This is a genomic window from Terrabacter sp. Root181, from assembly GCF_001428505.1.
In the GTDB taxonomy this organism is placed as follows: Bacteria; Actinomycetota; Actinomycetes; order Actinomycetales; family Dermatophilaceae; genus Terrabacter.
In genome coordinates this window covers 1422921-1449762 of record NZ_LMHU01000001.1, presented here as the reverse complement: position 1 = coordinate 1449762, position 26842 = coordinate 1422921, and the positions used below count along the sequence as shown (strand labels likewise).

27 protein-coding genes are annotated in these 26842 nt (G+C 72.0%); 7 read left to right on the top strand and 20 right to left on the bottom strand.

Annotation, left to right across the window (positions count from 1 at the left end):
• Positions 1–41 precede the first annotated feature (41 nt).
• From ASD90_RS06795 to moeB, 4 genes are all read right to left on the bottom strand, one after another.
• The gene (locus tag ASD90_RS06795; RefSeq protein ID WP_056753179.1) at positions 42–470 is read right to left on the bottom strand and encodes a Fur family transcriptional regulator; all 429 of its coding nucleotides are present in this window, start codon (positions 468–470) and stop codon (positions 42–44) included.
• 58 nt (positions 471–528) lie between these two features.
• The gene (locus tag ASD90_RS06790; protein WP_056753178.1) at positions 529–1287 is read right to left on the bottom strand and encodes a DUF4386 domain-containing protein; all 759 of its coding nucleotides are present in this window, start codon (positions 1285–1287) and stop codon (positions 529–531) included.
• Between the two features lie 136 nt (positions 1288–1423).
• Positions 1424–2164, bottom strand: a complete 741-nt coding sequence (locus tag ASD90_RS22860; RefSeq protein ID WP_082588517.1) for an MGMT family protein — start codon at positions 2162–2164, stop codon at positions 1424–1426.
• 11 nt (positions 2165–2175) lie between these two features.
• Positions 2176–3354, bottom strand: coding sequence for a molybdopterin-synthase adenylyltransferase MoeB (gene moeB, locus ASD90_RS06780; RefSeq protein WP_056753175.1), 1179 nt, complete (start codon positions 3352–3354; stop codon positions 2176–2178).
• A gap of 102 nt (positions 3355–3456) precedes the next feature.
• On the opposite strand from moeB, the gene ASD90_RS06775 reads away from it, so the two are divergent.
• The 4 genes from ASD90_RS06775 (at position 3457) to ASD90_RS06760 (ending at position 5417) form a co-directional block, all read left to right on the top strand.
• On the top strand, positions 3457–4149 hold the full coding sequence (locus ASD90_RS06775) for a TetR/AcrR family transcriptional regulator (RefSeq protein ID WP_056753172.1): 693 nt from the start codon (positions 3457–3459) through the stop codon (positions 4147–4149).
• A gap of 56 nt (positions 4150–4205) precedes the next feature.
• On the top strand, positions 4206–4427 hold the full coding sequence (locus ASD90_RS06770) for a DUF3107 domain-containing protein (protein ID WP_056753170.1): 222 nt from the start codon (positions 4206–4208) through the stop codon (positions 4425–4427).
• A gap of 264 nt (positions 4428–4691) precedes the next feature.
• Positions 4692–4964: a GlsB/YeaQ/YmgE family stress response membrane protein gene (locus ASD90_RS06765; protein ID WP_056753166.1), complete on the top strand. Its 273-nt coding sequence runs from the start codon at positions 4692–4694 to the stop codon at positions 4962–4964.
• Between the two features lie 189 nt (positions 4965–5153).
• Positions 5154–5417 (top strand): hypothetical protein, encoded by a 264-nt coding sequence (locus tag ASD90_RS06760; protein ID WP_056753163.1) that lies wholly within the window; start codon positions 5154–5156, stop codon positions 5415–5417.
• A 155-nt stretch (positions 5418–5572) separates the two neighbouring features.
• Here ASD90_RS06760 and ASD90_RS06755 read toward each other — a convergent pair whose 3' ends face one another.
• Entirely contained in the window at positions 5573–6289 is a 717-nt protein-coding gene (locus ASD90_RS06755) for a ferritin-like fold-containing protein (protein ID WP_056753161.1), read from the bottom strand.
• Between the two features lie 239 nt (positions 6290–6528).
• Between ASD90_RS06755 and ASD90_RS06750 the strand changes: the two genes are divergently transcribed.
• Positions 6529–8394: a DEAD/DEAH box helicase gene (locus tag ASD90_RS06750; RefSeq protein WP_056753157.1), complete on the top strand. Its 1866-nt coding sequence runs from the start codon at positions 6529–6531 to the stop codon at positions 8392–8394.
• 209 nt (positions 8395–8603) lie between these two features.
• Entirely contained in the window at positions 8604–9296 is a 693-nt protein-coding gene (locus ASD90_RS06745; RefSeq protein WP_369793572.1) for a pyridoxamine 5'-phosphate oxidase family protein, read from the top strand.
• Here the strand turns inward: ASD90_RS06745 and ASD90_RS06740 are convergent.
• The 10 genes from ASD90_RS06740 to ASD90_RS06695 form a co-directional block, all read right to left on the bottom strand.
• Positions 9286–10332: an NAD(P)-dependent alcohol dehydrogenase gene (locus ASD90_RS06740; RefSeq protein WP_056753152.1), complete on the bottom strand. Its 1047-nt coding sequence runs from the start codon at positions 10330–10332 to the stop codon at positions 9286–9288. The two genes, ASD90_RS06745 and ASD90_RS06740, sit on opposite strands and share 11 nt — an antisense overlap.
• Positions 10333–10435: 103 nt before the next feature.
• On the bottom strand, positions 10436–11230 hold the full coding sequence (locus ASD90_RS06735) for a ParA family protein (protein ID WP_056753149.1): 795 nt from the start codon (positions 11228–11230) through the stop codon (positions 10436–10438).
• A gap of 13 nt (positions 11231–11243) precedes the next feature.
• Positions 11244–12125 (bottom strand): FkbM family methyltransferase, encoded by an 882-nt coding sequence (locus ASD90_RS06730; RefSeq protein WP_157623031.1) that lies wholly within the window; start codon positions 12123–12125, stop codon positions 11244–11246.
• A gap of 80 nt (positions 12126–12205) precedes the next feature.
• Positions 12206–12871: a maleylpyruvate isomerase N-terminal domain-containing protein gene (locus ASD90_RS06725; protein ID WP_056753143.1), complete on the bottom strand. Its 666-nt coding sequence runs from the start codon at positions 12869–12871 to the stop codon at positions 12206–12208.
• Positions 12864–13748 carry a PD-(D/E)XK nuclease family protein gene (locus ASD90_RS06720; RefSeq protein WP_235506406.1) on the bottom strand — a complete coding sequence of 295 codons (885 nt, stop codon included), beginning with the start codon at positions 13746–13748 and terminating at the stop codon, positions 12864–12866. The genes ASD90_RS06725 and ASD90_RS06720 overlap by 8 nt, the downstream gene beginning before the upstream one ends.
• Positions 13749–13802: 54 nt before the next feature.
• A complete protein-coding gene (locus ASD90_RS06715; protein ID WP_082588515.1) occupies positions 13803–14741 on the bottom strand; it encodes a nitronate monooxygenase family protein in 939 nt (312 codons plus the stop codon).
• Positions 14738–16513, bottom strand: coding sequence for a class I adenylate-forming enzyme family protein (locus ASD90_RS06710; RefSeq protein WP_056753141.1), 1776 nt, complete (start codon positions 16511–16513; stop codon positions 14738–14740). Before ASD90_RS06710 ends, ASD90_RS06715 begins: the two co-directional genes overlap by 4 nt.
• Before the next feature lie 126 nt (positions 16514–16639).
• Positions 16640–17644 carry a helix-turn-helix domain-containing protein gene (locus tag ASD90_RS06705; protein ID WP_056753138.1) on the bottom strand — a complete coding sequence of 335 codons (1005 nt, stop codon included), beginning with the start codon at positions 17642–17644 and terminating at the stop codon, positions 16640–16642.
• Positions 17628–19145 (bottom strand): carotenoid oxygenase family protein, encoded by a 1518-nt coding sequence (locus ASD90_RS06700; RefSeq protein ID WP_056753133.1) that lies wholly within the window; start codon positions 19143–19145, stop codon positions 17628–17630. Before ASD90_RS06700 ends, ASD90_RS06705 begins: the two co-directional genes overlap by 17 nt.
• 32 nt (positions 19146–19177) lie before the next feature.
• Positions 19178–20428 (bottom strand): acetyl-CoA acetyltransferase, encoded by a 1251-nt coding sequence (locus tag ASD90_RS06695; protein WP_056753130.1) that lies wholly within the window; start codon positions 20426–20428, stop codon positions 19178–19180.
• Between the two features lie 159 nt (positions 20429–20587).
• Here ASD90_RS06695 and ASD90_RS06690 point away from each other — a divergent pair, with 159 nt between their 5' ends.
• A complete protein-coding gene (locus ASD90_RS06690) occupies positions 20588–21817 on the top strand; it encodes an acetyl-CoA C-acyltransferase (protein WP_056753127.1) in 1230 nt (409 codons plus the stop codon).
• A gap of 15 nt (positions 21818–21832) precedes the next feature.
• Here the strand turns inward: ASD90_RS06690 and ASD90_RS06685 are convergent, their stop codons facing one another.
• The 5 genes from ASD90_RS06685 to ASD90_RS06665 all read right to left on the bottom strand — a co-directional run bounded on the left by ASD90_RS06685 (position 21833) and on the right by ASD90_RS06665 (position 26749).
• The gene (locus ASD90_RS06685; RefSeq protein ID WP_056753125.1) at positions 21833–22447 is read right to left on the bottom strand and encodes a MarC family protein; all 615 of its coding nucleotides are present in this window, start codon (positions 22445–22447) and stop codon (positions 21833–21835) included.
• Complete coding sequence (locus tag ASD90_RS06680) at positions 22444–23334, bottom strand: PHP domain-containing protein (RefSeq protein WP_056753123.1); 891 nt, start codon at positions 23332–23334, stop codon at positions 22444–22446. The genes ASD90_RS06685 and ASD90_RS06680 overlap by 4 nt, the downstream gene beginning before the upstream one ends.
• Positions 23335–23468: 134 nt before the next feature.
• Positions 23469–24005 (bottom strand): hypothetical protein, encoded by a 537-nt coding sequence (locus ASD90_RS23395; protein ID WP_157623029.1) that lies wholly within the window; start codon positions 24003–24005, stop codon positions 23469–23471.
• Between the two features lie 592 nt (positions 24006–24597).
• Positions 24598–25215, bottom strand: a complete 618-nt coding sequence (locus ASD90_RS06670; protein ID WP_369793579.1) for a MaoC family dehydratase — start codon at positions 25213–25215, stop codon at positions 24598–24600.
• Positions 25216–25264: 49 nt separating this feature from the next.
• Complete coding sequence (locus ASD90_RS06665; protein ID WP_056753115.1) at positions 25265–26749, bottom strand: threonine/serine exporter ThrE family protein; 1485 nt, start codon at positions 26747–26749, stop codon at positions 25265–25267.
• Between the last annotated feature and the right edge of the window lie 93 nt (positions 26750–26842).

Sequence of the window (26842 nt, the reverse complement as noted above, 5' to 3'; positions counted from 1 at the left end):
GCTCAGACACGAGGACGTCCTTCTCTTTCGGGGTGGCAACTTCAGGAGGCGGCCGCGGCGGCGCACGTGGGGCACACACCCCAGTACGTCACCTCGGCCTCGTCGATCACGAAACCGTGGTGGTCGGATGGCGTGAGGCAGGGGGCGTGGCCGACCGCGCAGTCGACGTCGGCGATGGCGCCGCACGAGCGGCACACGACGTGGTGGTGGTTGTCACCGACACGCACCTCGTAGCGGGCGACGGAGCCCGTCGGCTGGATGCGGCGCAGGAGACCGGCGTCGGTGAGAGCGCGCAGGACGTCGTACACGGCCTGGTGCGACACGTCGCCGGCGACCTCACGGACGCGGCGGATGACGGTGTCGGTGTCCGTGTGCGGGTGGTCGTGCAGGACCGTGAGGACGGCGACGCGCTGGCGCGTGACGCGCAGGCCCGACTCGCGCAGCTTCACCTCGACGTCGGCTCCGGTCATGCCCCGAGTCTTCCCGCTTGTCTGGAACAAATCAAGTCTTGCTCGCCTGCATCTCGTCCTAGGTCGCATCGGCCGGGTCTCGGTCCCGGCGGCCGAGCCGGTAGAGGTGCCACCCCACGGCCGCCATCCACACCGGGAGCAGGACCCCGTAGACGACGTAGAAGCCCTCGACGACCATGCGCAGCGCCTCGGCCGCGATCCCGAGCACCCCCGCGGCCACGCCCAGACGGGCGACCCAACGGGGGAAGACCCCACGGAGCATGACGACCGAGACGAGGAGGAGCCCGACGGTCGTCAGGGGCCCGACCACCGACGTCGTGCGGTTCTGGGCGATGAGCGTCTCGGCCGCCGTGGCCAGGGCGAGCCGACGTGCCGGGTCGGCCACGACGAACTGGTCGCTGAGGTGGACCAGCGCGGGCGCCCCCGTGGTCGTCGTGGGGATCGTCAGCGTCAGGGCCCAGGCCCCACCCCCGATCGCCGTCCCGAGCGCGGCCAGGCTCCGGTCGAGATGCCTCAGGGCGGGATAGAGCGAGAGGTAGACCACCGCGGCGAACACCCCGGGAACGAGCCAGAGCTGCTGCTGCAGGACGTAGAGCGACCGGTGCGCCGCGATGTGGGCGAGCGTGGCCGCGCCGCCCTCGGTGGGCGCCACGGGGGCCGCGACGGCCAGGACGATGCCGACCACCACCATGACGACGAAGACGCCGGCACAGGCCCCACCGATCCGGTAGAGACGGGCCCAGGACGGGTCCGGCAGGGTCGCCGGACCCTCAGGTGTCGCACTCCTCGGTGCTGAGGCATGCGTGGACGTGACCATCGGATCGGCTCCTCGAGACCTGGCGCGTGGCGACCGCAGCCACGGGCCGCACCCCCACCCTCGCTCCTCACGGCCCGTGCCGGCAGGGTCGAAGGTCCCGGGCCGGGGTCCTGACCCGAGGTCTCGCCAACGCGTGTCAGGCGCCGGCCGCGACGATCTCGACCTCGAAGCCCTCGCCGCTCTCGAGGTAGGCCGCGTAGTGCTGCGGGCCACCGGCATACGGGTGCCTGTCGGGGAACATCAACGTCCACCCGCCCTCGCCGCACGCGTCGACCAGCGAGTCGACCTCGGCGCGCGAGCCACCATGGAAGGCAAGGTGGTTGAGGCCTGCGCGCGTGCGCTCGTGACGCCCGGCCACGACGTCCGGACCGGCCTCGACGACGACGTAGAGCGAGCCGAGCTCCCACGCCTGGCCGTGGCCCCAGTCGTCACCGAGGTGGTAGCCGAGCCGCTTGAGCAGCCAGCCCCACTCGCGCTTGGCCGCGACGATGTCGTCGACCCAGATCTCGACGTGGTGCAGGCCGCCGCGCGGGCCCGCTCTCCCGGCCGGGCCGGACGCCGCCGGAGCACCGCCGAAGTCCCATCGGGCCTTGGCCATGTCGGCGCGTCCCCCCTCGACGAATCCGCGCACCATGGGCGTCCCCTCGGCGCGCCAGTGCTCGAGCGCCTCGTCCTCGAGACCCTGCGGCGGGCGGCCGTCGGAGCGGATGACCCGCCACCACGGCAGGTCGGAACCGTAGCGGCTCATGACGGTGCCGACCGTGCGCGGACCCATGCCACCGAGGCGCCCGGCGATGTCGCCGTACGCGAGAACGCGCCCCTCGGGGATGGTCGCGACGAGGTCGAGCACGCGCTCGGCGTGGTCCTCCAGCGGCAACGGGCGTCCTCTCAGTACTCGGGTTGGCTCGGGTCGATCTCCCGGAGGTAGGCGAGTATGCCGCCCTCGACGTTGGCGACGTCGGTGAGCCCCGCGCGCAGGGCGAGCCGGGTGGCCTCGGCAGAGCGCGCACCCACCTTGCAGTAGATGAGCACCCTTCTGTCAGAGGGCAGCTCGTCGAAGGCCTCACCGGAACGGAAGAGATCGAGGTGGATCGCGACGGCACCGGGGATCGAGGCGATCGCCCGCTCCTCTTCACCGCGGACGTCGACGAGCAGCGGCGGCTCGTCACCGGCGAGCTCGCCCACCATCTCGTGGACGGTGACCGCCGGGAGATCACCCTCGTCGTGGGCGGCCGCACCGGGCACGCCACAGAACTCGACGTAGTCGATGAGCTCGGTGACGGTCGGGTCGTCGCCGCAGACCGGGCACTCCGGGTCCGCTCTGACCGTCAGGGTGTCCCACGTCTGGCGCAGCGCGTCGTGCACCATGAGCCGCCCCACGAGCGGCTCGCCGATGCCGAGCAGGAGCTTGATCGCCTCGGTCGACTGGACCGAGCCGATGGCGGCGCACAGCACGCCCAGCACCCCGCCCTCGGCGCAGCTCGGCACCGAGCCGGGCGGCGGCGGGTCGGGGAAGACGCAGCGGTAGCAGGGGCCCTGACCGGCCCACCACACCGAGACCTGGCCGTCGAAGCGCAGGATCGATCCCCACACGTGCGGCTTGCCGAGCATGACGCAGGCGTCGTTGACGAGGTAGCGCGTCGGGAAGTTGTCGGTGCCGTCGACGACGAGGTCGTAGTCACCGATGATCCCGAGGGCGTTGGCCGAGTCGAGGGCCACGTCGTGGCGGACCACCTCGACGTGCGGGTTGACGCGGTGGACGGCTGCCTCGGCGGACTCGGTCTTGGGCCGGCCGATGTCGGCGTCCGAGTGGATGACCTGGCGGTGCAGGTTGGTGAGGTCGACGACGTCGGCGTCGACGACACCGATGGTGCCGACACCGGCTGCGGCGAGGTAGAGCAGCGCGGGCGACCCGAGGCCTCCGGCACCGACGACGAGCACCCGGGCGGCGGCGAGGCGTTCCTGCCCGTCGCGGCCGACATCGGGCAGCAGCACGTGACGGGCGTACCTCGTCGTCTCGGCCTTGCTGAGGGCCCGAGCCGTCTTGACCAGCGGATCCGTCGACATGCCCTCACCGTACTGCTCGGTATGGTGAGACGGACACGGTCGTCTGCGGGGGCGGACGCCGAGACCGACGAGAAGACGCGTCCACACCCGAAGAGGATCCGCATGGCAGACGAGACCACCCCGCCCGGCCGCGGCCAGCGGCTGCCCCGATCCGAGAGGCGCGCCCAGCTGCTCGACTCCGCCCTGGGCGTCTTCGTCGAGAACGGCTACCACGCCGCTGCGATGGACGACATCGCAGCCCGGGCCGGGGTCTCCAAGCCGGTGCTCTACCAGCACTTCCCCGGCAAGCTCGAGCTCTACCTCGCGCTCATCGACCAGCACACGGGCGAGCTCGAGCAGCTCGTCCGCGACGCCCTCGCGCTCTCGGACAACAAGGCGCGCATCAACACGATGACCCGTGCCTACTTCGACTTCGTCGGGCAGGAGGGCGCGGCCTTCCGGCTCATCTTCGAGTCCGACCTCGCCAACGAGCCCGAGGTGCGCAAGCGTCTCGACCAGATCGACCTCACGTGCGCCGAGGCGATGGCCGAGATCATCCGCAGCGAGACCTCGATGGACCAGGAGGAGGCCGTCCTCGTCGGCGTGGCCTTCGTCGGCCTGGCGCAGACCTCGGCACGCCACTGGCTCACCCACGAGGCGACGCTCTCGAAGGAGACGGCCGTGCGCCTCACCGCCGCGCTCATCCGTCGTGGCTTCGGCGCTTTCCCGGCCGTCGGCCGGGGCGAGGGCCGCGGCGACGAGGGCGACAGGCCCGGTGGCGCGGCCAGGGAATCGGTCGGCACTCCCGCTCGTTAAGGTGACGACAGGACGTGGTCGACCGCGTCCACCAGAACTGAGAAAGCAGGTTTGACGTGGAGGTCCGCATCGGCGTGCAGAACGTGGCACGCGAGATCACCTTCGAGACGACCCAGAGCAGCGAAGAGATCTTCGCCGCCGTCAAGGCGTCGCTCGGCTCCGAGGCCCTCGAGCTCGTCGACGACAAGGGCGGTCGCATCATGGTGCCCTCCGCCTCGATCGGCTACGTGACGACCGGTGCGGAGCGCAAGTCGGGCGTCGGCTTCGGCGCTCATTGAACGCGTCCGAGGAGCACTCCCCTGCAAGCAGTCCCGGCGTCGGCCACGGCATCACCGCCGACTGACCACGAGTGACACGGGCTGACGGAGGCCGCCGACCGACACGGTCGGCGGCCTTCGTCATGCCTCCGCTCCCACCCGCACGCGAGGCCGGCCGACGCGGGTGTGGCCCGAGGCCGTCATGCGGGTACAAGGTGGAGGAACGAGCCGGGAACGCCCGGTCGTCGCCGCCCGCGCAGCGGGCTCGAAGGAGGAAGCGTAGACATGATCGGAACCATCCTTGCCGCCCTCGTCGCGGGTGCGATCGTGGGACCGCTCGCCCGGTTTGTGCTCCCCGGCAAGCAGCACATGAGCGTCCTGCTCACCGTGGTCCTCGGCGCCGTCGGCTCACTCATCGGCGCGTTCATCTACTACAAGGCCACGGGCGTCAGTGACACCAAGGGGATCGACTGGATCTCCGGCCTCATCGGTGTCGTCGTCGCCGCCGCGCTCATCGTCGGCTACGGCATGGTCACCGGCAACCGCCAGACGCGCTGACGCTCCCGACGAGCCTCCGACGGAGGTCTCGTCACCTTCGTCCCCTCGCGGGCGAAACCCGGTGGAAATGGCACGCGCCACATCCACCACACCAGCCCCACGCGGTGGGACATTGATCTCGTCGCATGTGTTGTCCGCACCCCTCGCGGACCAAGAGGCCGTCCGAACGGCGGCCAGAAGGAGCGTCACATGATCGGAACAATCATCGGGGCCATCATCGTGGGTGCCATCATCGGTGCCCTCGGCCGCCTCATCCTGCCGGGCAAGCAGAACATCTCGCTCGTCATGACGATCCTCATCGGCATCGTCGCCAACGTCGTCGTGACGTTCGTCGTGCGCCAGCTCGGCTACTCGAACAGCTCGGGTATCGCCTGGATCCCGCTGATCCTCGGCGCCATCGTCGCCGCGCTCATCATCGTGCTCTACGGCCGGATGACCAGCAAGTCGGTCTGACCGACCCTGCGACCGAAGGGCCCGACCGCATGCGGTCGGGCCCTTCGGCGTGTCCGGTGCACCCGTCGCTGCCCACGCTGGTTTCGTATGCCGTCTCCCCCGCCCCCTTGGACGGGTGCACTCACGCATCGGCCGGGAGGGCGGCATACGCCCGCTCAGGCCGAGAGGCCGAGGCGCTCCATGCGGCGGGAGTGCTCGTCGGTGAGGCGGGCGAACATGCGGCCGAGCTCTGCGAGGTCGGCGCCGGCCCGGCCCGGTGCGCCGACGAGGATGCTCGCGAGCGCGTCGCGCTCGACACCGACCCGCTGGGCCTGGGTGATCGCCTCGCCGACGAGGCGGCGCCCCCAGAGCGCCAGCCGGCCGGCGAGCCGCGGGTCCGCGGCGATCGCCTCGCGCACGACGGTGACCGCGAACTCGGCCTGCCCCGTGTCCTCGAGGACGCTGACGACGAGCGCCCGCGTGTCCTCGTCGACGTAGCGCGAGATCTCCCGGTAGAAGTCCTGGGCGATGCCCTCACCGACGTAGGCCTTGACGAGGCCTTCGAGGAAGTCGGACGCGGCCGTGCGCTCGTGGAAGGCATCGACGGCAGCCACGAACGGCTCCATGGCCGTCTCCGGCTCGACGCCGAGGGACTGGAGGCGCTCGGTGAGCACCGAGTAGTTCTTCAGCTCGTGGGCGGCGAGGACCGCGAGTGCCGACTTGTGGTGCAGCGTCGGTGCGAGCTCGGCGTCCTTGGCGAGCTGGCTGAACGCACGCAGCTCGCCGTACGCCAGCGCCCCGAGCAGGTCGGTGACGGCGGCGAGGTAGCCGGGCTCGTCGGCGCTCTCACCCGCCAGGTCGACGGAGGGTCCGGGCGTCGCGTCGTCGCTCATGCGCCCAATCTAGTGAACGAGTTCGGGCGTTCTGCCCGCATGCCGGTAGACTGGGCTTGACAACTCGGTGCCCGGTCGGCCCGATGGTTTGCCCAGATGGTGCTCGCGGACTCCCCGCGCACCGGTGGAGCCCGCACAGCGCGAGAGCCACCCACCGTCCCTGACAGTCTCCGATCGGCCCGTCACGCGCCACTGAGCTCCCGCACCGTCGGGGTGCTCGTGCCGATCGAGAGATGCCCATGACCCAGCCCCACGAGACCCCCGCCGACGCGGGGGTCGCCACGGACGCGCCCGAGCCCACCGTCGCCGAGACGGTCGAGCCGACGGCTCCCGAGGCCCCGGCGGAGCAGACCGAGGTGGCCGAGCCGGCCGCCGAGCCGGTCGCCCCCGAGCTGACCTTCGCCGACTTCGACGTCCACCCCGACATCGTCGCCTCGCTCGCCGAGCACGGCATCGTCCACCCCTTCCCCATCCAGGCCATGACGCTGCCCGTCGCCCTGGGCGGCCACGACATCATCGGCCAGGCCAAGACCGGCACCGGCAAGACGCTCGGGTTCGGCGTGCCGATCCTCAACCGGGTGCTCGCCCCCGGCGACGCCGGCTTCGACGAGCAGGCCCGTCCCGGCAAGCCGCAGGCCCTCGCCGTAGCCCCGACGCGCGAGCTCGCCGTGCAGGTCGCGAGCGACCTCCAGCGGGCCGGTCGCAAGCGCGGCGTCCGCGTGCTCACCGTCTACGGCGGGCGCGCCTACGAGCCGCAGATCGAGGCCCTCAAGAACGGCGTCGAGGTCGTCGTCGGCACGCCCGGCCGCCTCATCGACCTGGCCAAGCAGGGCCACCTCGACCTGTCGCAGGCGCGCACGGTCGTGCTCGACGAGGCTGACGAGATGCTCGACCTGGGCTTCCTGCCCGACGTCGAGACCCTCATGTCCCTGACGCCGGCGTCGCGCCAGACGATGCTCTTCTCGGCGACGATGCCGGGCGCCATCGTGGCCCTCGCCCGCCGCTACATGACGCAGCCGACGCACATCCGCGCGATGGGCGACGACACCGAGAACGCGCACACCGTCAAGGCGGTCGAGCAGTTCGTCTACCGCGCGCACGCCATGGACAAGGTCGAGATGCTCTCGCGCATGCTGCAGGCCACCGGCCGTGGCCTGACGATCATCTTCAGCCGCACCAAGCGCACCGCCGCCAAGGTCTCCGACGAGCTCGTCGAGCGGGGCTTCGCGGCCGCCGCGATCCACGGCGACCTCGGCCAGGGCGCCCGTGAGCAGGCGCTGCGGGCCTTCCGCAACGGCAAGGTCGACATCCTCGTCGCGACCGACGTCGCGGCCCGCGGCATCGACGTCGAGAACGTCACGCACGTCATCAACTACCAGTGCCCCGAGGACGAGAAGACCTACCTGCACCGCATCGGCCGCACGGCCCGAGCCGGCAACACCGGTGTCGCGGTGACCTTCGTCGACTGGGACGACCTCCACCGCTGGGCGCTCATCAACAAGACGCTCGACCTCGGCATCCCCGAGCCGCAGGAGACCTACTCGAGCTCGGACCACCTCTACACCGACCTCGACATCCCGACCGACGCCAAGGGTCGCCTGCGTCGCTCGCAGCAGAAGCTCGCGGGCCTCGGCGCCGAGGAGATCGAGGACCTCGGCGAGACCGGCAAGCGCCACGGCAAGTCCGGCGCCGGTTCCGGCCCGGGTCGTGGCGACCGTGACCGTGGCGGCGACCGCGACCGTGGCGGCGAGCGTGGGCGTTCGCGTTCCGACCGGCCCCGTGGCGACGCCGACGGGTCGTCCGACTCCGGCGACTCCGGCGACTCCGGCGACTCCACCGCCGAGGCCGGCGAGAGCCGTCCCCGTCGCAGCCGCAACCGCCGTCGTACGCGTGGTGCCGGGGCCGCGGCCGCCGGTGCCGCCGGTGAGGGCGCCGGCACCGAGTCGTCGGCTCCCGCCGGCAGCGGGTCCGACGCCGGGTCCGACGGACAGTCCGACGCCGCCGAGGGCGGGTCGCGTCCGCCGCGCCGTCGCCGTCGGGGCGGGGCCGGTCGGGGCGGCGCCGCACGTGGCGAGGCCGCGCCCGCGACCACTGCGGCCGAGTGACGCCGCGACGTCGAGCCGCCTCGGCTGACGTCGCACGCAACACGTGAGGGGCCCGGGCGGTCGACACCACACGGTGTCCCGCCCGGGCCTTCGCACGTCCCCCACGAGTCGGCCACGCCGACCCGGTCCACGGTGCGGTCGGCCCGTGGCTGTGCGGCGGCACGCTCCTACGCTGGTGGGAGAAGGCAGCACCGAGGGAGGCCACCACCATGAAGCTCCACGACGGCATCGACGAGCGCCTGCGCGCCTTCATCGAGTCGCAGCACCTCTTCTTCGTGGCGACGGCGCCGCTCGCCGCCGACGGTCACGTCAACCTCTCCCCCAAGGGCCTCGACGGCACCTTCGTCGTGCTCGGCGAGCACGAGGTCGCCTACCTCGACCTCACGGGCAGCGGCTCCGAGACGGTCGCGCACCTGCGGGAGAACGGTCGCATCACCGTGATGTTCTGCGCCTTCGAGGGCCCGCCGAACATCGTACGGCTGCACGGGACCGGGCGCTACGTCGCGCTCGGTGAGGCCGGGTTCGACGCGTACCGCGCGCTCTTCGCCGACCACGCCGGCGCCAGAGGTGTCGTGGTCGTCGACGTCGAGCGCGTCTCCGACTCGTGCGGGTACGCCGTCCCCTTCATGAGCCACGAGGGTGACCGCGACCTGCTGACCCGGTGGGCGGGCAACCGCGGCGACGAGGGTCTGGCGACCTACCGCGCCGAGAAGAACGCCACGTCCATCGACGGCCTCCCGGCTCTCGACCCGTCCACGCCCGCCCCCGCCCCCGCCCCGAGCGGACGCAACACACCGTGTAGGTCACAACACCCCGGGATCGGATCCCGGGGTGTTGTGACCTACACGGTGTGTTGCGGCGGGGGCGGTGGTCTGTCAGGCCTTGGGGAGATCAGGCGTTGATCGTCGCGGTGTCGATGACGAAGCGGTAGCGCACGTCGCCGGCGACGACGCGCTCGTAGGCCGCGTCGACCTCGTCGGCCGAGATCTTCTCGATCGTCGCGCCGATGCGGTGCTCGGCGCAGAAGGCCAGCATCTCGGCCGTGGCGGGGATGCCGCCGATGCTCGAGCCGGCCACGACACGGCTGCCGCCGACGACGGCGCCGGGGGCGAAGTCGTAGTTGCCCGTGGGGAGTCCGACGTTCGCGATGACGCCGAGGGGCCGCAGCAGCCCGATGTAGGTTTGCATGGGCAGGTCCGCGCTGACCGTGTTGATGATGATGTCGAAGCTGCCCTTGAGGCTCTTCAGGACACCCTCGTCACCGGTGGCGTGGTAGCTCGTGGCGCCGAGGGCCTCGCCGTCGCCCTTCTTGGCGTCGGTGCGGCTCAGCACGCTGACCTCGGCACCCATCGCGGCGGCCAGCTTGACGGCCATGTGGCCCAGACCGCCGAGACCGATGACGGCGACCTTCTTGCCCGGGCCGGCGCCCCAGCGCTTGAGCGGCGACCACACGGTGATGCCGGCGCACAGCAGCGGCGCCGCGACGTCGAGCTCGATGCCGTCGGGGATACCGACGGCGAAGCGCTCGGAGACGACGACCTGCTGGGCGTAGCCACCCTTGGTCGGCTCGCCGTCGTAGCCCTTGCCGTTGTAGGTCATGACGGCGCCCTGGGAGCAGAACTGCTCCTCGCCGTTCTTGCAGAACTCGCACTCGCCGCAGGAGTCGACCATGCAGCCCACGCCGACGCGGTCGCCGACCTGGTACTTCATCACGCCGTCGCCGACGGCCGACACGACACCGGCGATCTCGTGGCCGGGGACCATGGGGAAGATCGCGCTGCCCCACTCCTCGCGGACCTGGTGGATGTCGCTGTGGCAGATGCCCGCGAACCTGATGTCGATGAGGACGTCGTCGTCACGCAGGTCGCGGTGCTCGACGGTCCGGGCCTCGAAGGCGGATCCGGCGCTCGGTGCGACCAGGGCGGGGGTGGAAATCAACGGGTTTCTCCTTCGTGGTGGGTGGCGACGCTCTCGGGTGCAGCGCAGCCTCACCACGGTTCATTCCCCGTCGGCGAGTCGGGGCGAACCTCTGGGACCCGCGTCAGAGCCTCTCGAGCAGCGACGTCGCGACGTCGCGGTAGGCCTGGGCGCCCTTGGACGTGCGGGCCGTCGAGAGGATCGAGCGACCGACGGCCGGGGCCTCGGCGAAGCGCACCGTCTTGGGGATCGGCGGCTCGAGGACCGGCAGGTCGTAGCGCTCCCCGACGTCGGCGAGCACCTCGCGGGCGTGGTTGCTGCGTCCGTCGAAGAGGGTCGGCAGGATCCCCCACACCTCGAGGTCCCGGTTGAGGATCTTCTGCACGTCGGCGACGGTGTCGAGCAGCTGCCCGACGCCGCGGTGGCTGAGCATCTCGCACGGCATCGGGATGATGAGGGCGTCGGCCGCGGTGAGCGCGTTGAGCGTCAGCACCCCGAGGCTCGGCGAGCAGTCGAGGAGCACGACGTCGTATGCCGTGTCGACGCCTTCGAGGGCCGAGCGCAGGACGTACTCGCGGCCGGGACGCGGCAGGAGCATGGCCTCGGCGCCGGCGAGGTCGATGGCCGACGGCACGAGGTCGAGCCCCTCCTCGCAGGTGACGACGACGTCGCCGATCTCGGCGGAGCCGGTGAGGACGTCGTGGATCGACCGCTCGACGGTGTCGGGGTCGACGCCGAGGGAGAAGGTGAGGCAGGCCTGCGGGTCGAGGTCGACGAGCAGGACCCGCCGGCCGAGCTCGGCGAGCGCGGCACCGATGCTCGCGACCGACGTCGTCTTGGCGACGCCGCCCTTCTGGTTGGCCAGTGCCACGACGGTCGGAGCTCTCTTCACGTCGCTGCTGCGGCTGCGGGTCGCCATGCCCGACAGTGTGTCAGGCGCGGGGGCCCGGGATGAACAGGACGTCCGTCGTGCTCCGAAGGTCGCGGACGTCCACCCGGTCGCCGTTCACGAGGGTGGTCTCGTAGCCGAGCGCCCTCAGCGCGTCGAAGGCTGCCAGCTCCTGCGGCCACTCCGGGTGCCCGGCACCCCAACCGATCTCGCAGAGGATGACCGGCAGTGGTGACCACATAGCGATGGACGGCAGCATCCCCTCGAGCACGAGGTACTCCGCACCTTCGACGTCGATCTTGACCAGGTCGGGCACCTCCGTGATCGCGAGACCGTCGAACCGGGCGACCTCGATGTCGACCGGGATCATCGCCTTGCCGCGGGCCTTCTGCTCGACCATGGTGTTCCAGCCAAGGTTGCCGTCGCTCGAGATGAAGATCTCGAGGTGCGAGTCGGCGTCGCTCAGGCCGACACCGTGGACGGTCGCTTCGCACGACAGCTCGTCCGCTGTCAGGGCACAGAGCTCGGCCAGGTTGGGAACAGGCTCAAACAGGTGAGCCCGACCCGAGAAGCCGGTTCGCTCGACCAACACCTTCGTGAAGAAGCCGACATTGGCTCCGACATCGAAGAGCACGCCGTCGGTCGGTAGGTAAGGCGCCACGACGTCCGCCAAGGTCTCATAGCCGGCGCGTCTCTTCTCGAAGAACGCGTTGGCCCGGTCCAGGTCGACGGTCTGTGCCGTGAGAGCGGCCGCCGCACCAGGCTTCAACCCGACAGAAGGGGCAGAAGGGGCAGAAGGGGCCGGCGCCACGGGCGAGGCTCTGCCTGAGCGCACGAGGCGCAACGCCCACCCCCACGTGGCCGTCAGGACGCCCGTCAGCCCGTCACGTCCGTAGGCCCTGCGGATCGACGACAGGTCTGGCATGCCACGACGGTAGCGACGAACGGGGTCGGTGGGCGCAAAGATCTTCGACGCTCCCGATCGGATCACCACCTGCGACGAGGTCAGAAGGCCGAGATCGTCCGCGGGGCGCGCTCGGTGCGGGTGAGTGCCGACACGACCGCGCCCTGACCGTGGCGGCGCACGGCGAGCCGGGTCAGCAGCGCGACGACCGGCGCGAGCACGTCGTCGGGCAGAGGCGGTGAGGTGAAGCCGACGCTCGCAGCCACGTCCTCGCCGTGGACGACGATCTCCATCATGCGGCCGGTGAGGAAGTCGTCCCGCTGCAGCGCCCAGCCGGTCCACGGGATCAGCACGGCTCGGTCGGCGTGCTGGTCGGCAAGCACGCCGGGCAGCTCGGCCCGCGCCGCGACGACCCGCGCGAGGACGGCGTCTCGTCCGGCCTCCGCCTGCGCGTCGCTGCCGGACCGGATGGACACGTTGACGTCGTCGTCGAGGCCGCCCGACACCCACGCCGACCTCGCATAGTGCTCGTCGAGCGCGATGGCGTCGGTCGCGGGCTCGCCGCGCAGCAGGTCGAGGGCCGTGACGGGTTGGCTCGCGAGGTGCGCGACGAGCCCACCGACGCTCCACGCGGGCAGGGCGCTGGGCTGGAGCCAGGCGGCGGCGACGTCGTCGCGCGAGACGATGGCGACGACGTGGTCGGCTGCCGCGAGGAACGCCGGCCGCAGGTCGCGCTCGGGTGTGGTCCGGGTGGTGGGCTCAGGCATCGTCGCGCTCCGGTGGGGTGGTCTCGTAGCCGGCGGGCTCGAGGCCGGCCCAGTCGGACTTCTCGGGGCCCATCTGCTGGCCCTCGGGGCAGTGCGCCCGGAAGTCGCACCACGAGCAGATCGCCGAGGTGCGGGGCGCGAAGCGGGTCGACTCGACGCCGACCTCCTTGAACTCGGCGTCGGCGCGGCGCAGGTCGGAGGCGATCGACTCGGCCTCGGCGACCTTGCGCGCCAGCGACTCGTCGGTGTGCTCGTGGGAGGCGATCGTGCCGGAGGGCACGTGGTGCAGCTCGACCCGGTGGCAGGGCCGACGGAACATCCGGGAGGCCGCGACGGCATACAGCGCGAGCGGGAGCGACGTGCGCGCGTCGTCGTCGGTGGGCACCTGGCGGCCCGTCTTGTAGTCGACGACGACGAGCTCGCCCTGGCGGTCGTCGAGACGGTCGATGCGGCCGGTGATGGCGACCTCGTCGGTCTTGAGCGAGACGCTGCGCTCGATGCCGACGGGCTGGTGGTCGCGGTCGCTGACCCGGAGGTACTCGGTGACGGCGTCACGCACCCGGAGGCGCCACGCGGCGGACTGCTCGGGGTCGCGGAAGCCGACGTCGATCCACGACGAACGGACGAGCTCGGCGACGCCGGCGGGCGTGCGCCGGCCCGCCGGGAGGTCCCAGAAGTCGCGGAGGGCGTTGTGGGTCGCGATGCCGACCGAGGTGTGCGCGCGCTGCGGGCGGGCCTGCGGTCGTGGACGGTCGAGGTACTGCATGCGGTAGCGGCGCGGGCAGTCGAGCCACGCGAGCAGCCGGGAGGGCGAGCCGGAGTAGAGCGGCGTGGGCATGCCCGCGAAGGTCGTCTGCTCAGCCGGTCCCGTCGTCACGCCGACACCCTACGACCCGCCCGCGACATCCACCCGACGACATCCCCACCCCGCTCAGTGGGAGCGGGAGGCGACGCGGTCGAGGCGTGCCGCAGCGGAAAAGAACTCACGCTCGAGCTCGTCGACGACGTCGGCGACCGGCTGCACCGACCGGATGCTCGCGAGCCCCTGTCCGGCCGCCCACAGCTGCGCCCATCGCTTGGCCGGGGACTCGGCCACGTCATAGCTGCGGACCCCGTCGTGCACGAGGTCGTCGGGGTCGAGGCCGTGCGCCTGGAGGCTGGGTCGCAGCCAGGACGCGTCGGCCCCGGTGATGCCGTCGCTGACGACGAGGTCGTCGGGCCCGTGCGCGACGACCATCTGCTTGTAGTCCTCGGCGGCCCGGCTCTCGGTCGTCGCGAGGAAGCGGGTGCCCATGTAGACGAGGTCGGCGCCGGCGGCCACGGCCCCCGCGACGCCGGCGCCGTCCGCGATGCCTCCGCCCACGGTGACGAGACCGTCGAAGAGGTCTCGGACCGCCGAGACGAACGCGAACGGGGACAGGTGCCCCGTGTGGCCGCCGGCGCCCGCGCTGATGCATGCGAGCCCGTCGACGCCGGCGGCGATCGCCTTGCGGGCGAGGACGAGGTCGATGACGTCGGCCACGACGAGCCCACCGTAGCCCTGGACGACCTCCATGACCGGTCTGGGCGAACCGAGGGCCGTGATGACGACGGGCGGTCGGTGCGCCGCGACGAGGGCGAGGTCGGTGGCCAGCCGCGTGTTGCTCCGGTGCGTGACGAGGTTGACCGCCCACGGCGCCTCCCCGACGCCCGACCCGATGGCCCCGAGCCAGTCGTCGAGCTGCTCGGGCGTGCGACAGTTCTGCGTCGGGAACGCGCCGAGGATCCCGGCGCGCGCCGCGGCGACGACGAGCTCGGGCCCGGACACGAGGAACATCGGCGCCGCCACGACCGGAAGGCGGAGCGCCGCGAGCAGCTCGTGCGGCGTCACCCGGTCGCCTCAGGCGTACCGGCTCCCGAACCCTCGGGCACCTCGCGGACCGTGGGCGCGTCCGGCCGGCGCAGCAGGCGCTTGAGCACCTTGCCGACCGGGTTGCGCGGCAGCTCGTCCCGCACCTCGAGCCGCTCGGGCAGCTTGAACGAGGCGATACGACGCTCCCGGAGCCAGGCGACGAGCTCGTCGAGGGTCAGCGACTCGCCGGGCCGCAGCACGACGACGGCCGCGACCCGCTCGCCCAGGCGCTCGTCCGGGTCGCCGATGACGGCGACGTCGGCGACGGCCGGGTGGTCCGCGATGAGCCCCTCGAGCTCGGCCGGGGCGATGTTCATGCCGCCGCGGATCACCTGGTCGCGCGCCCGGTCGAGGTAGCGGAGGTACTGCCCGCGGTCGCCGGCGATCTCGAAGAGGTCGCCGGTGCGCAGGTAGCCGCGGTCGTCGAAGGGGCTCGGCAGCTCCTCGCCGTGGAGGTAGCCGGCGAAGACGCTCGGCCCGCTGATGTGCAGCTCCCCGGGGTGACCGGGCTCGCTCACGTCCTCGCCCGTCACGATGTCGACGAGCCGGGTGTCGGTCCACTCACCGGCGCGGGTCGACCACGTGACACCGGGGGCCCCGAACCGCGGGAAGAACTGCGCACGGTCGTCGGGGTCGGGGAAGTCGACCGGACTCGACAGCAGCCCGATCCCCTCGTTGGAGCCGAAGAAGTTGATGACGCTGATGCCGTGCCGCTCCTGCCAGCCGCGCACCATCGCCGGCTGGAGGGGCGCCGACCCCGAGCCGATGCGCGTCAGGCTGCTGACGTCGACGGTGGCCATGAGCTCCTCGTTGCCGAGCAGCATCCAGAGCAGGGCCGGCGGCGCGCACGTGTAGGTCGCACGCTCGAGGGCGACCTGCCCGAGGAACGTCGGGAGGTCGAAGGGGTGGTGCTGCACGAGCACGCAGCCGGTGAGCAGCCACGGCAGGAACATCCCGCTGATGCCCGCCATGTTGATCATCGGGAAGGGGTTGAGCAGCACGTCGTCGACCCCGACCTGGGGCGCCTCGGTCGTCGCGACACCGACGGCGAGCCAGTCCATGTGACAGCGCGGCACGCCCTTGGGCGCGCTCTCGGTGCCCGACGTCCAGCAGATCGTCACGGCGTCGTTGGCCTCGTTGGGGTCGGCAGCGGCATACGCCTCCACGGCCTCGCGCTCGGCGTCCGTCGCGGTGCTCGGGTGCCAGACGCGGACGCCGATGGGCACGTCCGCCGTCTCCTCCTCCGGGCCGTACGCGATGACGGCACGCACGGACGGCACGTCGCCGAGCGTCGTGGCTGCGTCTGCCGCCAGGGTGCGGTCGCCGAACCGGGCGCTGCTGAGGTATGCCGTGACGCCGGCTCTCGCACACATGGCGGCCACCTCGCGCTCGCGCAGCTGCACGGGCAGCGGCGACACGACGACACCGAGGCGCCAGGCCGCGAGGTAGACCTCGACGAGCTCGACCGAGTTGGCGAGCTGGACGCCGATCACGTCGCCGCGCCCGACACCGAGCGACAGCAGGCGTGCGGCAAGGGCGGTGACCTCGCCGTCGAGCTCGCGCCACGTCAGCCGTCGCGCTGCCGAGCCGAGAAGGGCCTGCCGGTTGGCGGGGTCGACGACGGCGAGCGCGTCGCCGCGGGCGCGCACCCGGTCGGCGAAGATCCCGTCGAGCGTCTCCTCCCCCCACCAGCCCCTGGCGCGGTAGTCGGCGACCTTCTCCGGCGCGTGCAGTCCGCGTGCGTTCGCCATGGCTCGGCACTCCTTCGTGTTCGGCATGAGGTGCGTGGTCTCTGCGGTGTGGGGCTGCGGGGTGGGGCTGCGGTGTGAGTTCCTGTGGTGCTGTGGGTCTTTCGGGTTCGGTGGGTGACGGACCGCCTAGCGGGCCGCCCTGCGGGCCGCGCGTGGCACGACCTCGATGTCGCTGCCGTGGAGGTCGGCCGAGCACTGGTCACAGGCGAGCGCGACGGCGAGGGCAGCCCCGCACGGCACGTGCTGCTGGACGAGCGCAGGTCCCTCCGGCGCGGCATACCAGTGGTGCGCCCAGTCGATCGCCACGGCGACGACCGGGTAGAAGGCGTGGCCCTTCTCGGTCAGGTGGTACTCGGCGCGGCCGTCGCCGCCGCCCGCGCGACGCCCCCTGGCCTCGAGCACGCCGATGTCGCAGAACGCGCGGAGCCGCTCGGCGACGAGGCTGGGCGGTGCCCCCAGCGCCTCCTCGAAGTCGCCGAAGCGGGTCAGTCCCCGCAGGGAGGCACCGATGAGGGCCGAGGACCAGCGGTTGCCGAAGATCGCCATCGTCTCGGGGAAGAGACCCGCCGAGGACCGGTCGGCGCCCGGGTCGGACCGCCGCCGCGTCGTCGACTCCGGGACGGACCGCTCCCACGTGCCGCTCGGCCCCCACTCGGCGTGGACGTCGCCGGACCGCACCACGTCACGGCATCCCGTGCAGGTCAGGACCGGCGCGAAGTTCTGGCCGCACAGCGCGTGCCGCATCGCGGGGAGCGTCGCCGCGTGGCGCGGCACCCACCGACGCTCCCAGTCCCAGATCGCGATCGTGACCGGCCACAGGCCACGGCCGCGCGACGTGAGGACGTACTCGGCCCGGACGGGCCGCTCCTGGTAGACGACCCGGTGGAGCAGGCCCTCGCGCTCCATGGTCGCGAGGCGGGAGGTGAGGACCGCGTTGGAGATGGCCACCTCGTCGAGGAACTGGCCGTAGCGGGTCGTGCCGCGCAGGGCGCGCTGGAGGATGAGCAGGGTCCACTCGTCGCCGAGGAGCCCGAGCATGCGTCCGATGGCGTTGGTCGACCCGGGGGCGAGCCGGGTGGGCACGGTGCCGGGGTCGACGTCGTCGACCACCGGCTCAGAGGCCGATCGCATCCGCTGCCGTGTCCGCGGTGCTCCACCGTCGCAGCTCGGCTCCGGGGGCCCACGTCGAGTGGGTGCCGCTCGAGATCCGCTCGGGCAGCCGGAGCTTGCACACGGGCCCGTCGGAGACCCGGGCCGCGTCGAGGACGACGCAGTACGACGCGTCGTCGTTCATGTCGGTCGTCAATGTCACGAGGTACCCGTCGTCCTCACCGGCGCTGCCGACCCGTGGCGCCATGGCGGTCTCGCTGCCGAAGACGTTGTCGCCGAAGGCGAACCGCTCCTCCGTGCCCGTGTGGAGGTCGTGCTTGACGAGGCCGTCGAAGAGGAACCACGCGGGCTTGCCGGTCGCGGCGTACGCGTAGCGGTAGGCCCCGCCGGCATACGAGCCGTTCATCATGCCGAACTCGGTGATGCTGTCGGAGAGCGGTGACTCGGTGACCAGGCCGGTGCGCAGGTTGAGCCGCCAGCGGTGCAGCCTCGCCTGCATCCGGTCGAGGGCGAGGAAGCGGAAGGCCCGCTCCCACCGGTTGCCCATGCCGTTGTCCTCCGGCTCGGGGTCGCCCTGGAAGAAGCCGTCGAGGACGATCTCGTCGCCCTCCTCGTACGCGTTGACGAAGTGGAGCACGTAGGTCGGGTCGGCCTCGAACCACCGGATGTCGCTCGTCTGCCCGCGCCGCGGGATGACGGCGAAGCGGCTCGGCATGTCGCGGTGGAAGCGCGCGACGTGGGCGCCCTTGGCGAGTGCCTCCGGCTCCCAGAAGAGCGGGAAGTCGCCCAGCACGACGTAGTTCTCGGTGAAGGCCATGTCGTGCGGCAGGCGCGGTCCGGGCAGCGGCACGTCGACGTAGTGGACGAGGTCGTCGGCCTCGTCGACGACGCCGTAGTGCATGTAGGGCGACTCCTTGCTGTAGTTGAAGAAGAGGAGCTCACCCGTGCGGTCGTCGACCTTGGGGTGTGCCGAGACGCCCCAGTCGAAGGGGAAACGGCCGTTCCACGTCGCCTTGCCGAGGGTCTCGGCCGACATCGGGTCGACGCGGTAGAGGTCGCCGCACTGGTAGAAGCTCGTCAGCGCGGTGCCGCGGTGGACGATGACGTCGGTCGACGACGCGTCCTTCATCTGGCGGCGGGCACCCCAGCCGTCCTCACGGAGCGAGAGGTGGGGCGGCTCGGCGAGGCCGGCCCAGAGGGACTGCCCGGCCTCCTGCTCGGCCAGGAACCCGTCGGTGCGCACGAAACGGTTGCGGTAGAAGGCCTTTCCGTCACGGAAGCCGACGACGTGGACCATCCCGTCGCCGTCGAACGGGTGGTAGTGCTTGAGCGACGGGTGCACGGGGTTCTCGGTGTTGCGGAGGTAGACGCCGTCGAGGTCGGTGGGCACCTCACCCTCGACGACGTCGAGGTCGTCCGCCCGCCACTCGGTCGTCTGGGGCTGCCAGGGGCCGGTGCGGTAGGGGTGGTCGTCGTCCGCGGGCAGGGTCGAGAGCATCCGACCGACGATGTCGACATCCATCCGGGTCTCCTTGGCTCGCAGGGGTTTCCGCGTCAGTCGGCGACAGCGCCGACGACGAGGCTGACGGTGGTGGCGGTGCTGCCACCGAAGTTGAGCGTGCCGAACGTGCGGGCACCCTCGACCTGGTAGTCGCCGGCGGTGCCGCTGACCTGCTTGGCCGCGTCGAGCAGCATGCGGACGCCGGTGGCCCCCACCGGGTGCCCGCCGCCGATGAGTCCGCCGCTCGGGTTGATCGGCAGGCGCCCACCCGGGGCGATCGAGCCGTCCTCGACGGCCTTCCACGACTCCCCCGGACCGGTGAGCCCGATGTGGTCGATGGCGAGGTACTCGGTCGGGGTGAAGCAGTCGTGCACCTCGAAGCCGTCGAGGTCCTCGAGGGTGACGTGGGCCCGGTCGAACGCGTCGCCCACGGCGCTACGCACGTGCGGCAGGACGTAGAGCTCGTCGCGGTCTCGGTCGAGCTTCTGGCGCAGTCCGAGGCCGACGGTGCGGTGCCCCCACCCCCCGATGCGGGCGATCGGACGGCGGCCCGGGTGGTCGCGCAGCCACGCGTCGGAGACGAGGACCACGCCGGCGGCACCGTCGGTGACCTGGCTGCAGTCGTAGCGGCGGATCCGGCCCTCGACGACGGGGTTGAGCACGTCGTCGGTGGCGTCGGGCCCGCTCAGGTCGGGCACGTCCCAGCGGCGGGTCTGGGCGTTGGGGTTGCGTCGGGCGTTGGCGAGGTTGAGCGCGGCGATGGCACGCAGGTGCGCGTCGTCGAGACCGTGGCGTCGGTCGTACTCGTCGGCGATGGCGCTGAAGACGTGGGGCCACATGAAACGGGCGCCCTCACCGTCGTGGCCCACCCAGGCGGCCGCGCCGAGATGCGTGGCCGCCTCGTCCCCGGGCACGGTCTTCTCGAGCTCGACGCCCAGCACCAGCGCGCAGTCGTAGTGGCCCGCCCGCAGGTCGGCCATGGCCGCGAGCAGGGCCACACCGCCGGACGCACAGGCGGCCTCGTGCCGCGCAGCGGGCAGGCCCCACAGGTCGGGACGCACCGTCGCCGGCATGGCGCCGAGGTGGCCCTGTCCGGTGAAGAGCTGGCCGAAGGCGTTGCCGACGTGGATGACCTCGACGTCGGCCGCAGTGGCGCGGGCCGCCTCGAGGGTGCCGTCGACGATCTCGCCGACGAGGTCGGAGACGTCATGACCCTCGCGGGTCAGGTGGCGCGCGAAGTCCGTTTGGGAGCCACCGAGCACCCAGACTCCCGTCGGGGAGGTGCTCGCGCTGCCGGCCGCCATGTCCGCCTCCGCTCCCGACGCCGCCGTCGGTGCCCGCCTTGCCCTTCTCCGGGCACCGTACTACAACTAGCAGAGTCACTCGCCGGGGCGATGAGACCGATCCGGCGCCGGAGTCCGAGAGGCCGCGCCGACCCCGGCAGGACCGATCCGGGAGGGCGCATGGGTGAGGGTGGCGACGCGTACGTCCTCGACGTCGTCCGCACGCCGCGGGGCCGTGCGTCGAGCCGCGGGTCACTCCACGGTCGCACCGCCATCGACCTCGTCGTGCACCTCCAGCGGGCCCTCGTCGACCGCACCAGGATCGACCCCGAGCGCGTCGACGACGTGACCCTCGGCTGCGCGACCCAGGTGGACGAGCAGGGCGCCGACCTCGCGCGGACGGCATCGCTCCTCGCGGGGTGGGGCCCGTCCGTGCCCGGCGTCACGCTCAACCGCTTCTGCGCCTCGGGGATCGATGCCGTCGGCCAGACCGCCGCCCGCGTGCGCGCCCGAGACCTCGACCTGGCCGTGGCGGGCGGTGTCGAGAGCGTCTCCCGGGTGCCGATGTTCGCCGACCGCGGGGCGCTGTACGCCGACCCCGCCGTCGTGCGCCGCCTCGGCTCGGTCCACATGGGGATCGCCGCCGACCTCAACGCGACGCTCGAGGGCTTCACCCGCGAGGAGCTCGACGCCTACGGCCTGGAGACCCAGACCAAGGCGGCCCGCGCGCGCGAGGAGGGAGCCTTCGCCCGGTCGCTCGTCCCGGTGCCGGCCGACGACGACGGCCCGGGACTCGACCACGACGAGCTGGTCCGGCCCGACACGACCGCCGCGTCGCTCGCAGCCCTGCCACCCGCCTTCGCGCAGCTGGGGGCCGACGGCCAGGACGCCCTCGCGCTCGCGGCGGCGGACGGCATACGCCCCCTAGACCGGATCGACCACCTGCACACCGTGGGCACCTCCCCCGCCGTCGCGGACGCAGCCTCTCTGCTGCTCGTCGGGTCGGCGCGCGCCGCCCGGGAGACGGGTCTCGCGCCACGGGCGCGCGTCGTCGCTGCCGCGTCGACGGCCGTGGACCCCGTCGTCATGCTCACGGCAGGACAGTCCGCCGTCGAGCAGGTTCTCGCTCGGGCCGACCTGTCGCCCGCGGACATCGACGTCTTCGAGTTCGCCGAGGCCTTCGCCGCGCTGTGCCTGCGATTCCGCCGCGACCTCGACGTCGGACCCGACCGGATGAACCCCAACGGCGGCACGATCGCCATGGGACACGCCTTCGGCGCCACCGGCGCGATCCTCGTCGGCCAGTGCGTCGAGGAGCTCGAGCGCCGCGGCGGGCGCTGGGGCGTCGCTGCCGTCAGCGGCGCCGCCGGCCTCGGCACGGCGGTGCTCGTCGAACGCGTCGACTCCTGAGCGACCGGCGCCCGCTCAGCCCTCGCCGGCCACGAAGGCGCGCACCGAGTCGGCGACCATCTGGACGGCGATGGCCGACAGCAGCAGGCCGGCGATGCGGGTGAGCAGCATCGTGCCGCTCTCGCGCAACAGTCCGCGCACCTGTCCGGCGAAACGCAGCACGAGGTAGACGACGAGCATCGCGCCGACGAGGGCGGAGCCGACCGCGACGTACGCGCCCGTCGTGCGCGAGCCCTGCACCGCGAGCATCGTCGCGACGATCGCCCCGGGACCGGCGAGCAACGGTGTGCCGAGCGGCACGAGGGCGACGTTGACGCCGGCGTCGGCGAGCGAGTCGGACTCCTTGCCCGTCAGCAGCTCGAGCGCGACCAGGAGCAGGAGCAGGCCGCCGGCCCCTTGGAGCGCGGCGATCGAGATGTGGAGGTAGTCGAGGATGCTCTTGCCGAAGAGCGCGAACATCCCGATGACGAAGACGGCGACGAGCGAGGCACGCCGGGCCGCGACGTGGCGCTGCACCTTCGTCAGCGACCCGGTGAGGGCTAGGAAGATCGGCACCGCTCCGGGCGGGTCGAGGATGACAACGAGGGTGATGAAGGTGCTGAGGAAGATGGTCGTGTCGAACAGACTCACGGCCTGAGGACCTCCGTGGCCCCGCTCGAGGCCGCCTCGATCGCGTCGAGCACCTCGGGGGTCGTCGTGTTCTCGGCGAGGCGGTTGCGCTTGCCCTCGCCGTGGTAGTCGCTCGACCCGGTGACGAGCAGGCCCAAGCGGTCGGCGAGCGCCGTCGCACGGGCCACCTCTGCGGGGCCGTGGTCGCGGTGGCGCGCCTCGAGCCCGGCGAGCCCCGCGTCCCGCATCCGCTCCACGAGAGCGTCGTCGAGGTCGCCCGAGCGGGTGCGGGTGAAGGGGTGGGCGATGACGGGCACCCCGCCGGCCGCGCGCACCAGCTCGACGGCGCGGACGGGGTCGGGCGCGTAGTGGCCGACGTAGTAGGGCGAGTCGTCGCCGAGCCACGAGCGGAACGCCTCGTCGCGGTGGCGGATCGTGCCGTTGGCGATGAGGGCGTCCGCGATGTGGGGTCGACCGGGCGTCGCGTCCGGGCCCACCTGCGCGAGCACCTCGTCGTAGCCCAGGGGTATGCCGTCCGCCGCCATGAGCGCGACCATCCGCTCGAGGCGCGTTGACCGGGAGTCGCGGGCCCGGGCGAGCTCCTCCATGAGCGGCCGGTCGTCGGCGTCGGGGAGGTAGCCGAGCAGGTGGATCGAGGAGTGGCGCCAGGCGCACGAGATCTCGATGCCCCGCACGAGCGTCACGCCCTGGTCCCGGGCGGCCTCGGCGGCCTCGTCCCAGCCGGCGACCGTGTCGTGGTCGGTGACGGCGAGGACGTCGACCCCGGCCGCCGCCGCTGCGGCGACGAGCTCGGACGGCGTCTCGGTGCCGTCGCTCACCGCCGAGTGGGCGTGCAGGTCGATGACCGGACGCGTGCGCGCCGCGCCTGCGGTCCCGGTCGGTGTCACGCCCCCAAGCGTAGGGGCGCCGGGGATGCGCCCTCGACAGACCCTCCCCGGCAACACACCGAGCAGGTCACAACGCACCGTGATCGGATTCCGGCGCGTTGTGACCTGCTCGGTGAGTTGCTGAATCCGGCGGGTCAGGCTGGGCGGGGAACGCGAGCGGTGACGAGCACCTTGGCAGAGCGGACTCGTGCGCCGATGAGCCCAGGTCGCTCCAGCTCGTTCCAGATGACACGCTCGACGGGGTGGCCGAGCCGGCGGATCGCGTCTTCACGCCGCTTCTCAAGCCAGACGACCTCCTCCGGATCGGGCGCACCGTCCTCGGCGTCTCGTTGCCGCGCGTACTTCACCAACCCGTCGAACTCGAGCACGACACCGTCCACGACCAGGTCGACCCGCGCCACGAAGCGCCCGTCGGAGTCACGGAGAACCACTTGGCTGTCTGGTTGGAAGCCCAGGCGTCGCAGTGCGAGCCGCGTCCGGGACTCGCCCACCGACTCGCTCCTACTGTCCATGAGCAACACGGCTTCCATGGCTCGGCCGCGTCCCTGGTGCGGTGAGATGGCGGCCACCTCGGTCATCAGATCAGCCAGGGTGACCAAACCTCGGTGCAGAGCGGCGTCGCCGGCCACCACGGCACAGTCCTGCACCATCGTCAGCGCGGTCCGCACCACAGCCCGAGCGGGCGAGACGCAGGCGGCGTCCGCGACAGAGGCCACGGCGACGCCGTCGTCCGGGTGGAGCCACACGGACCCGCGCCGCACGCTCTGGACCGTGTCGGTCACGAGGTCGATGCGTCCGACGTCGTAACCCCACAACGAGAGTCCCAGCACTGCGAGAGCCGCATGGTGGCTCAACGCGTCACCCGGTCTCGATCTGGCGACCGCGAGGCAGCCGAGCCGATAACGCTCGTCAGGGGACGCCGCCTGCCACACGGTCGCGTGGACGTAGGCGCCCCGCCGCACCCGCACCAGCTTCCGCGCCCGAAGCGCCTGATGCAGGTAAGCCCTGGTGAGCCCGGCGGTCAGGGCCTCATGTGCGGCAAAGACCCCGCCCTGAGAACCGGACAGCGCCTCGAGTCGTGTGTCCATGGGAGCAGACTCGGCGCCATACGGGCACGTCTTCGACCTCGCGGGGAGACCTGTGGACACAACGGCCACCCGCGCACCGGCTGTGGACGAACGCAACACACCGAGTAGGTCACAACACCCCGGGATCCGATCGCGGTGAGTTGTGACCTACTCGGTGTGTTGCGGGAGGCTCGCGTCAGGGCTGGTCGGTCTCGGTGGCCTCGGCGCCCTCGGTGATGCGGCCGGGCCAGTTCTTGTCGGGGACGGGGACCGGGCGGCCGGGCTGCTCGCCGCCGCGCGCCTCGAGGTAGCTCTCCTTGGGCACCATGACCTTGCGCCGGAAGATGCACACGACGGTGCCGTCCTGCTTGTAGCCGACCGTCTCGACGTGCACGACGCCGCGGTCGTCCTTCGAGGTCGACTCCCACTTGTCGAGCACGGTCGTCTCGCCGTAGATCGTGTCGCCGTGGAAGGTCGGTGCGACGTGGCGCAGCGACTCGATCTCGAGGTTGGCGATGGCCTTGCCCGACACGTCCGGCACCGACATGCCGAGCAGCAGCGAGTAGACGTAGTTGCCGACGACGACGTTCTGCCCGAACTGCGTCGACCCCGCGGCGTAGTGGGTGTCGAGGTGCAGCGGGTGGTGGTTCATCGTCAGCAGGCAGAAGAGGTGGTCGTCGTACTCCGTGACCGTCTTGCCGGGCCAGTGCTGGTAGACCGCGCCGACCTCGAACTCCTCGTAGCTGCGTCCGAACTGCATTGCCGCTCCTCGTCGAAGGGTTGACCCGGCCCCGCTGGGACGAGCGGCTCCCAGCCTGCCGGAGCGGGCGGCATACGCCCATGGTCGTATGCCGTGTGCTTGCTCACGGTTGCTCCCTGTCGACCGCGCCGGGCGGGGTCGCGTCCGCGGTCGCGGTCAGCTCGCTCAGCTCGGACAGCACCGGCGCGGTGCTGTCGGTGGCCATGGGGTCGGGGTCGGAGGGCAGCGTCGCGCCGGCGGCCGGGCGGGGGCGCACACCCTGGCTCTTGGCGACGAGCAGGCTCGCGAAGTAGGTGCCGAGCGAGACCCCGGCCGCGAGACCGAGGCCGAGTCCGAAGGCCCGGAGCAGGGTCGGCACGCCCAGCGCGAAACCGTTGCCGTCGGGGTTGGTGACGAGCTGCGAGATGCCTTCGTAGGCCATCCGGCCCGGGAGCAGCGGGACGATCGCGGCCGTCGTGACGGCGAGCGCCGAGATGGTGAGGCGCCGGGCGACGAGGCGGGCCGCGAAGCCGATGACGAGCGCGGCGGTCGCCGATGCGGTCACGGCACCGAGCTGGAGCACCCGCTCGGCGAGCGCGAGCACGACCCACCCGACCCCGCCTGCGACGCCGGCGACGAACACGGCCGTGCCGCTCGAGTAGGAGAGCACCGCGAAAGCGACCGAGATGATGACGGCGCACACGACCTGGACCACGACGTCGTCGCTGAGCAGGGTCTGCGAGCTGATCGCGATCGGGTAGTCGAGGCGCTCGCCGAGAGAGAGCACGACCGAGATGCCGACGGCGATGCCGAGCGAGAGGACGATGACCTCGAAGCCCCGCGCGCCGGCGGTCACGTAGTAGCCCTCGAGGGCGTCCTCGGCGGCTCCGACGACGGAGAGTCCCGACAGGAGCAGGACGATGCCGGACGCGACGACGAGCGAGGGCGACACGTCACCGACGAAGGTCAGGCCGACGGACTGGGCCGCCACGACGAGGGTCGCGACCGCCGTCGGGATGGCCGCGCCGACGCACTGCGCGAAGAAGGCCGCGACGCCCGCCCCGGTCAGCCAGCTGAGGACCCGGCCGACGACCGTCGCGGTGAGGAAGCTGAGCAGGATGATGAACGGCCCCCCGCCCACGAGGCCGGCGGCACCCGCCGCGAGCGCCCCGCCGGCGAGGGTGACGAGCCAGCGGCGGTAGGGGTGCGGGGCCGTGATGACCGCGTCGAAGCGCACCCGGGCCTCGTCGACGGGGACCGGGTCCTGCGACAGGTCGACGATGAGGCCGCGGAGCCGCTCGAGACGCGTGTAGTCCTGGACGCGGAAGCGCACGATGCGCATCACGGTGATCGGGTCGGCGTTCGGGCCGCGGTGGTAGGAGACCGTGACCGACGTGTAGGTGACGTCGACGTGGACCGAGCTGAGGCCGTACGCCTTGGTCAGGGTCAGCACCGTCGCCGTGACGTCGGCGGCTGCGGCGCCCGTGGCGATCATCGCGACCCCGGCTCGCATGGCGAGGTCGATGACGGCCTGGGCGGTGACCGAGTCCACCCCGTCGGGCGTCGTCCAGATCGGGATCTCGTCGGTCGGCGGCCCGCTCGGTCTCATGGCCCGCCGGGTGCTCGCCCTCAGTGAGGGCAGGCTCCGGTGGGCGGTGGTCGGCCGGGCGGGTCGGTCGGTGCGGGCCACCCCCAGACCGTA

Excerpts from the sequence above, each read along its gene's own strand:
- ASD90_RS06795 (WP_056753179.1), bottom strand. The coding sequence starts at position 470 with ATGACCGGAGCCGACGTCGAGGTGAAGCTGCGCGAGTCGGGCCTGCGC.
- ASD90_RS06790 (WP_056753178.1), bottom strand. The coding sequence starts at position 1,287 with ATGGTCACGTCCACGCATGCCTCAGCACCGAGGAGTGCGACACCTGAG.
- moeB (WP_056753175.1), bottom strand. The coding sequence starts at position 3,354 with ATGTCGACGGATCCGCTGGTCAAGACGGCTCGGGCCCTCAGCAAGGCC.
- ASD90_RS06775 (WP_056753172.1), top strand. The coding sequence starts at position 3,457 with ATGGCAGACGAGACCACCCCGCCCGGCCGCGGCCAGCGGCTGCCCCGA.
- ASD90_RS06765 (WP_056753166.1), top strand. The coding sequence starts at position 4,692 with ATGATCGGAACCATCCTTGCCGCCCTCGTCGCGGGTGCGATCGTGGGA.
- ASD90_RS06760 (WP_056753163.1), top strand. The coding sequence starts at position 5,154 with ATGATCGGAACAATCATCGGGGCCATCATCGTGGGTGCCATCATCGGT.
- ASD90_RS06755 (WP_056753161.1), bottom strand. The coding sequence starts at position 6,289 with ATGAGCGACGACGCGACGCCCGGACCCTCCGTCGACCTGGCGGGTGAG.
- ASD90_RS06750 (WP_056753157.1), top strand. The coding sequence starts at position 6,529 with ATGACCCAGCCCCACGAGACCCCCGCCGACGCGGGGGTCGCCACGGAC.
- ASD90_RS06745 (WP_369793572.1), top strand. The coding sequence starts at position 8,604 with ATGAAGCTCCACGACGGCATCGACGAGCGCCTGCGCGCCTTCATCGAG.
- ASD90_RS06735 (WP_056753149.1), bottom strand. The coding sequence starts at position 11,230 with ATGGCGACCCGCAGCCGCAGCAGCGACGTGAAGAGAGCTCCGACCGTC.
- ASD90_RS06730 (WP_157623031.1), bottom strand. The coding sequence starts at position 12,125 with ATGCCAGACCTGTCGTCGATCCGCAGGGCCTACGGACGTGACGGGCTG.
- ASD90_RS06725 (WP_056753143.1), bottom strand. The coding sequence starts at position 12,871 with ATGCCTGAGCCCACCACCCGGACCACACCCGAGCGCGACCTGCGGCCG.
- ASD90_RS06710 (WP_056753141.1), bottom strand. The coding sequence starts at position 16,513 with ATGGCGAACGCACGCGGACTGCACGCGCCGGAGAAGGTCGCCGACTAC.
- ASD90_RS06705 (WP_056753138.1), bottom strand. The coding sequence starts at position 17,644 with ATGCGATCGGCCTCTGAGCCGGTGGTCGACGACGTCGACCCCGGCACC.
- ASD90_RS06700 (WP_056753133.1), bottom strand. The coding sequence starts at position 19,145 with ATGGATGTCGACATCGTCGGTCGGATGCTCTCGACCCTGCCCGCGGAC.
- ASD90_RS06695 (WP_056753130.1), bottom strand. The coding sequence starts at position 20,428 with ATGGCGGCCGGCAGCGCGAGCACCTCCCCGACGGGAGTCTGGGTGCTC.
- ASD90_RS06690 (WP_056753127.1), top strand. The coding sequence starts at position 20,588 with ATGGGTGAGGGTGGCGACGCGTACGTCCTCGACGTCGTCCGCACGCCG.
- ASD90_RS06665 (WP_056753115.1), bottom strand. The coding sequence starts at position 26,749 with ATGAGACCGAGCGGGCCGCCGACCGACGAGATCCCGATCTGGACGACG.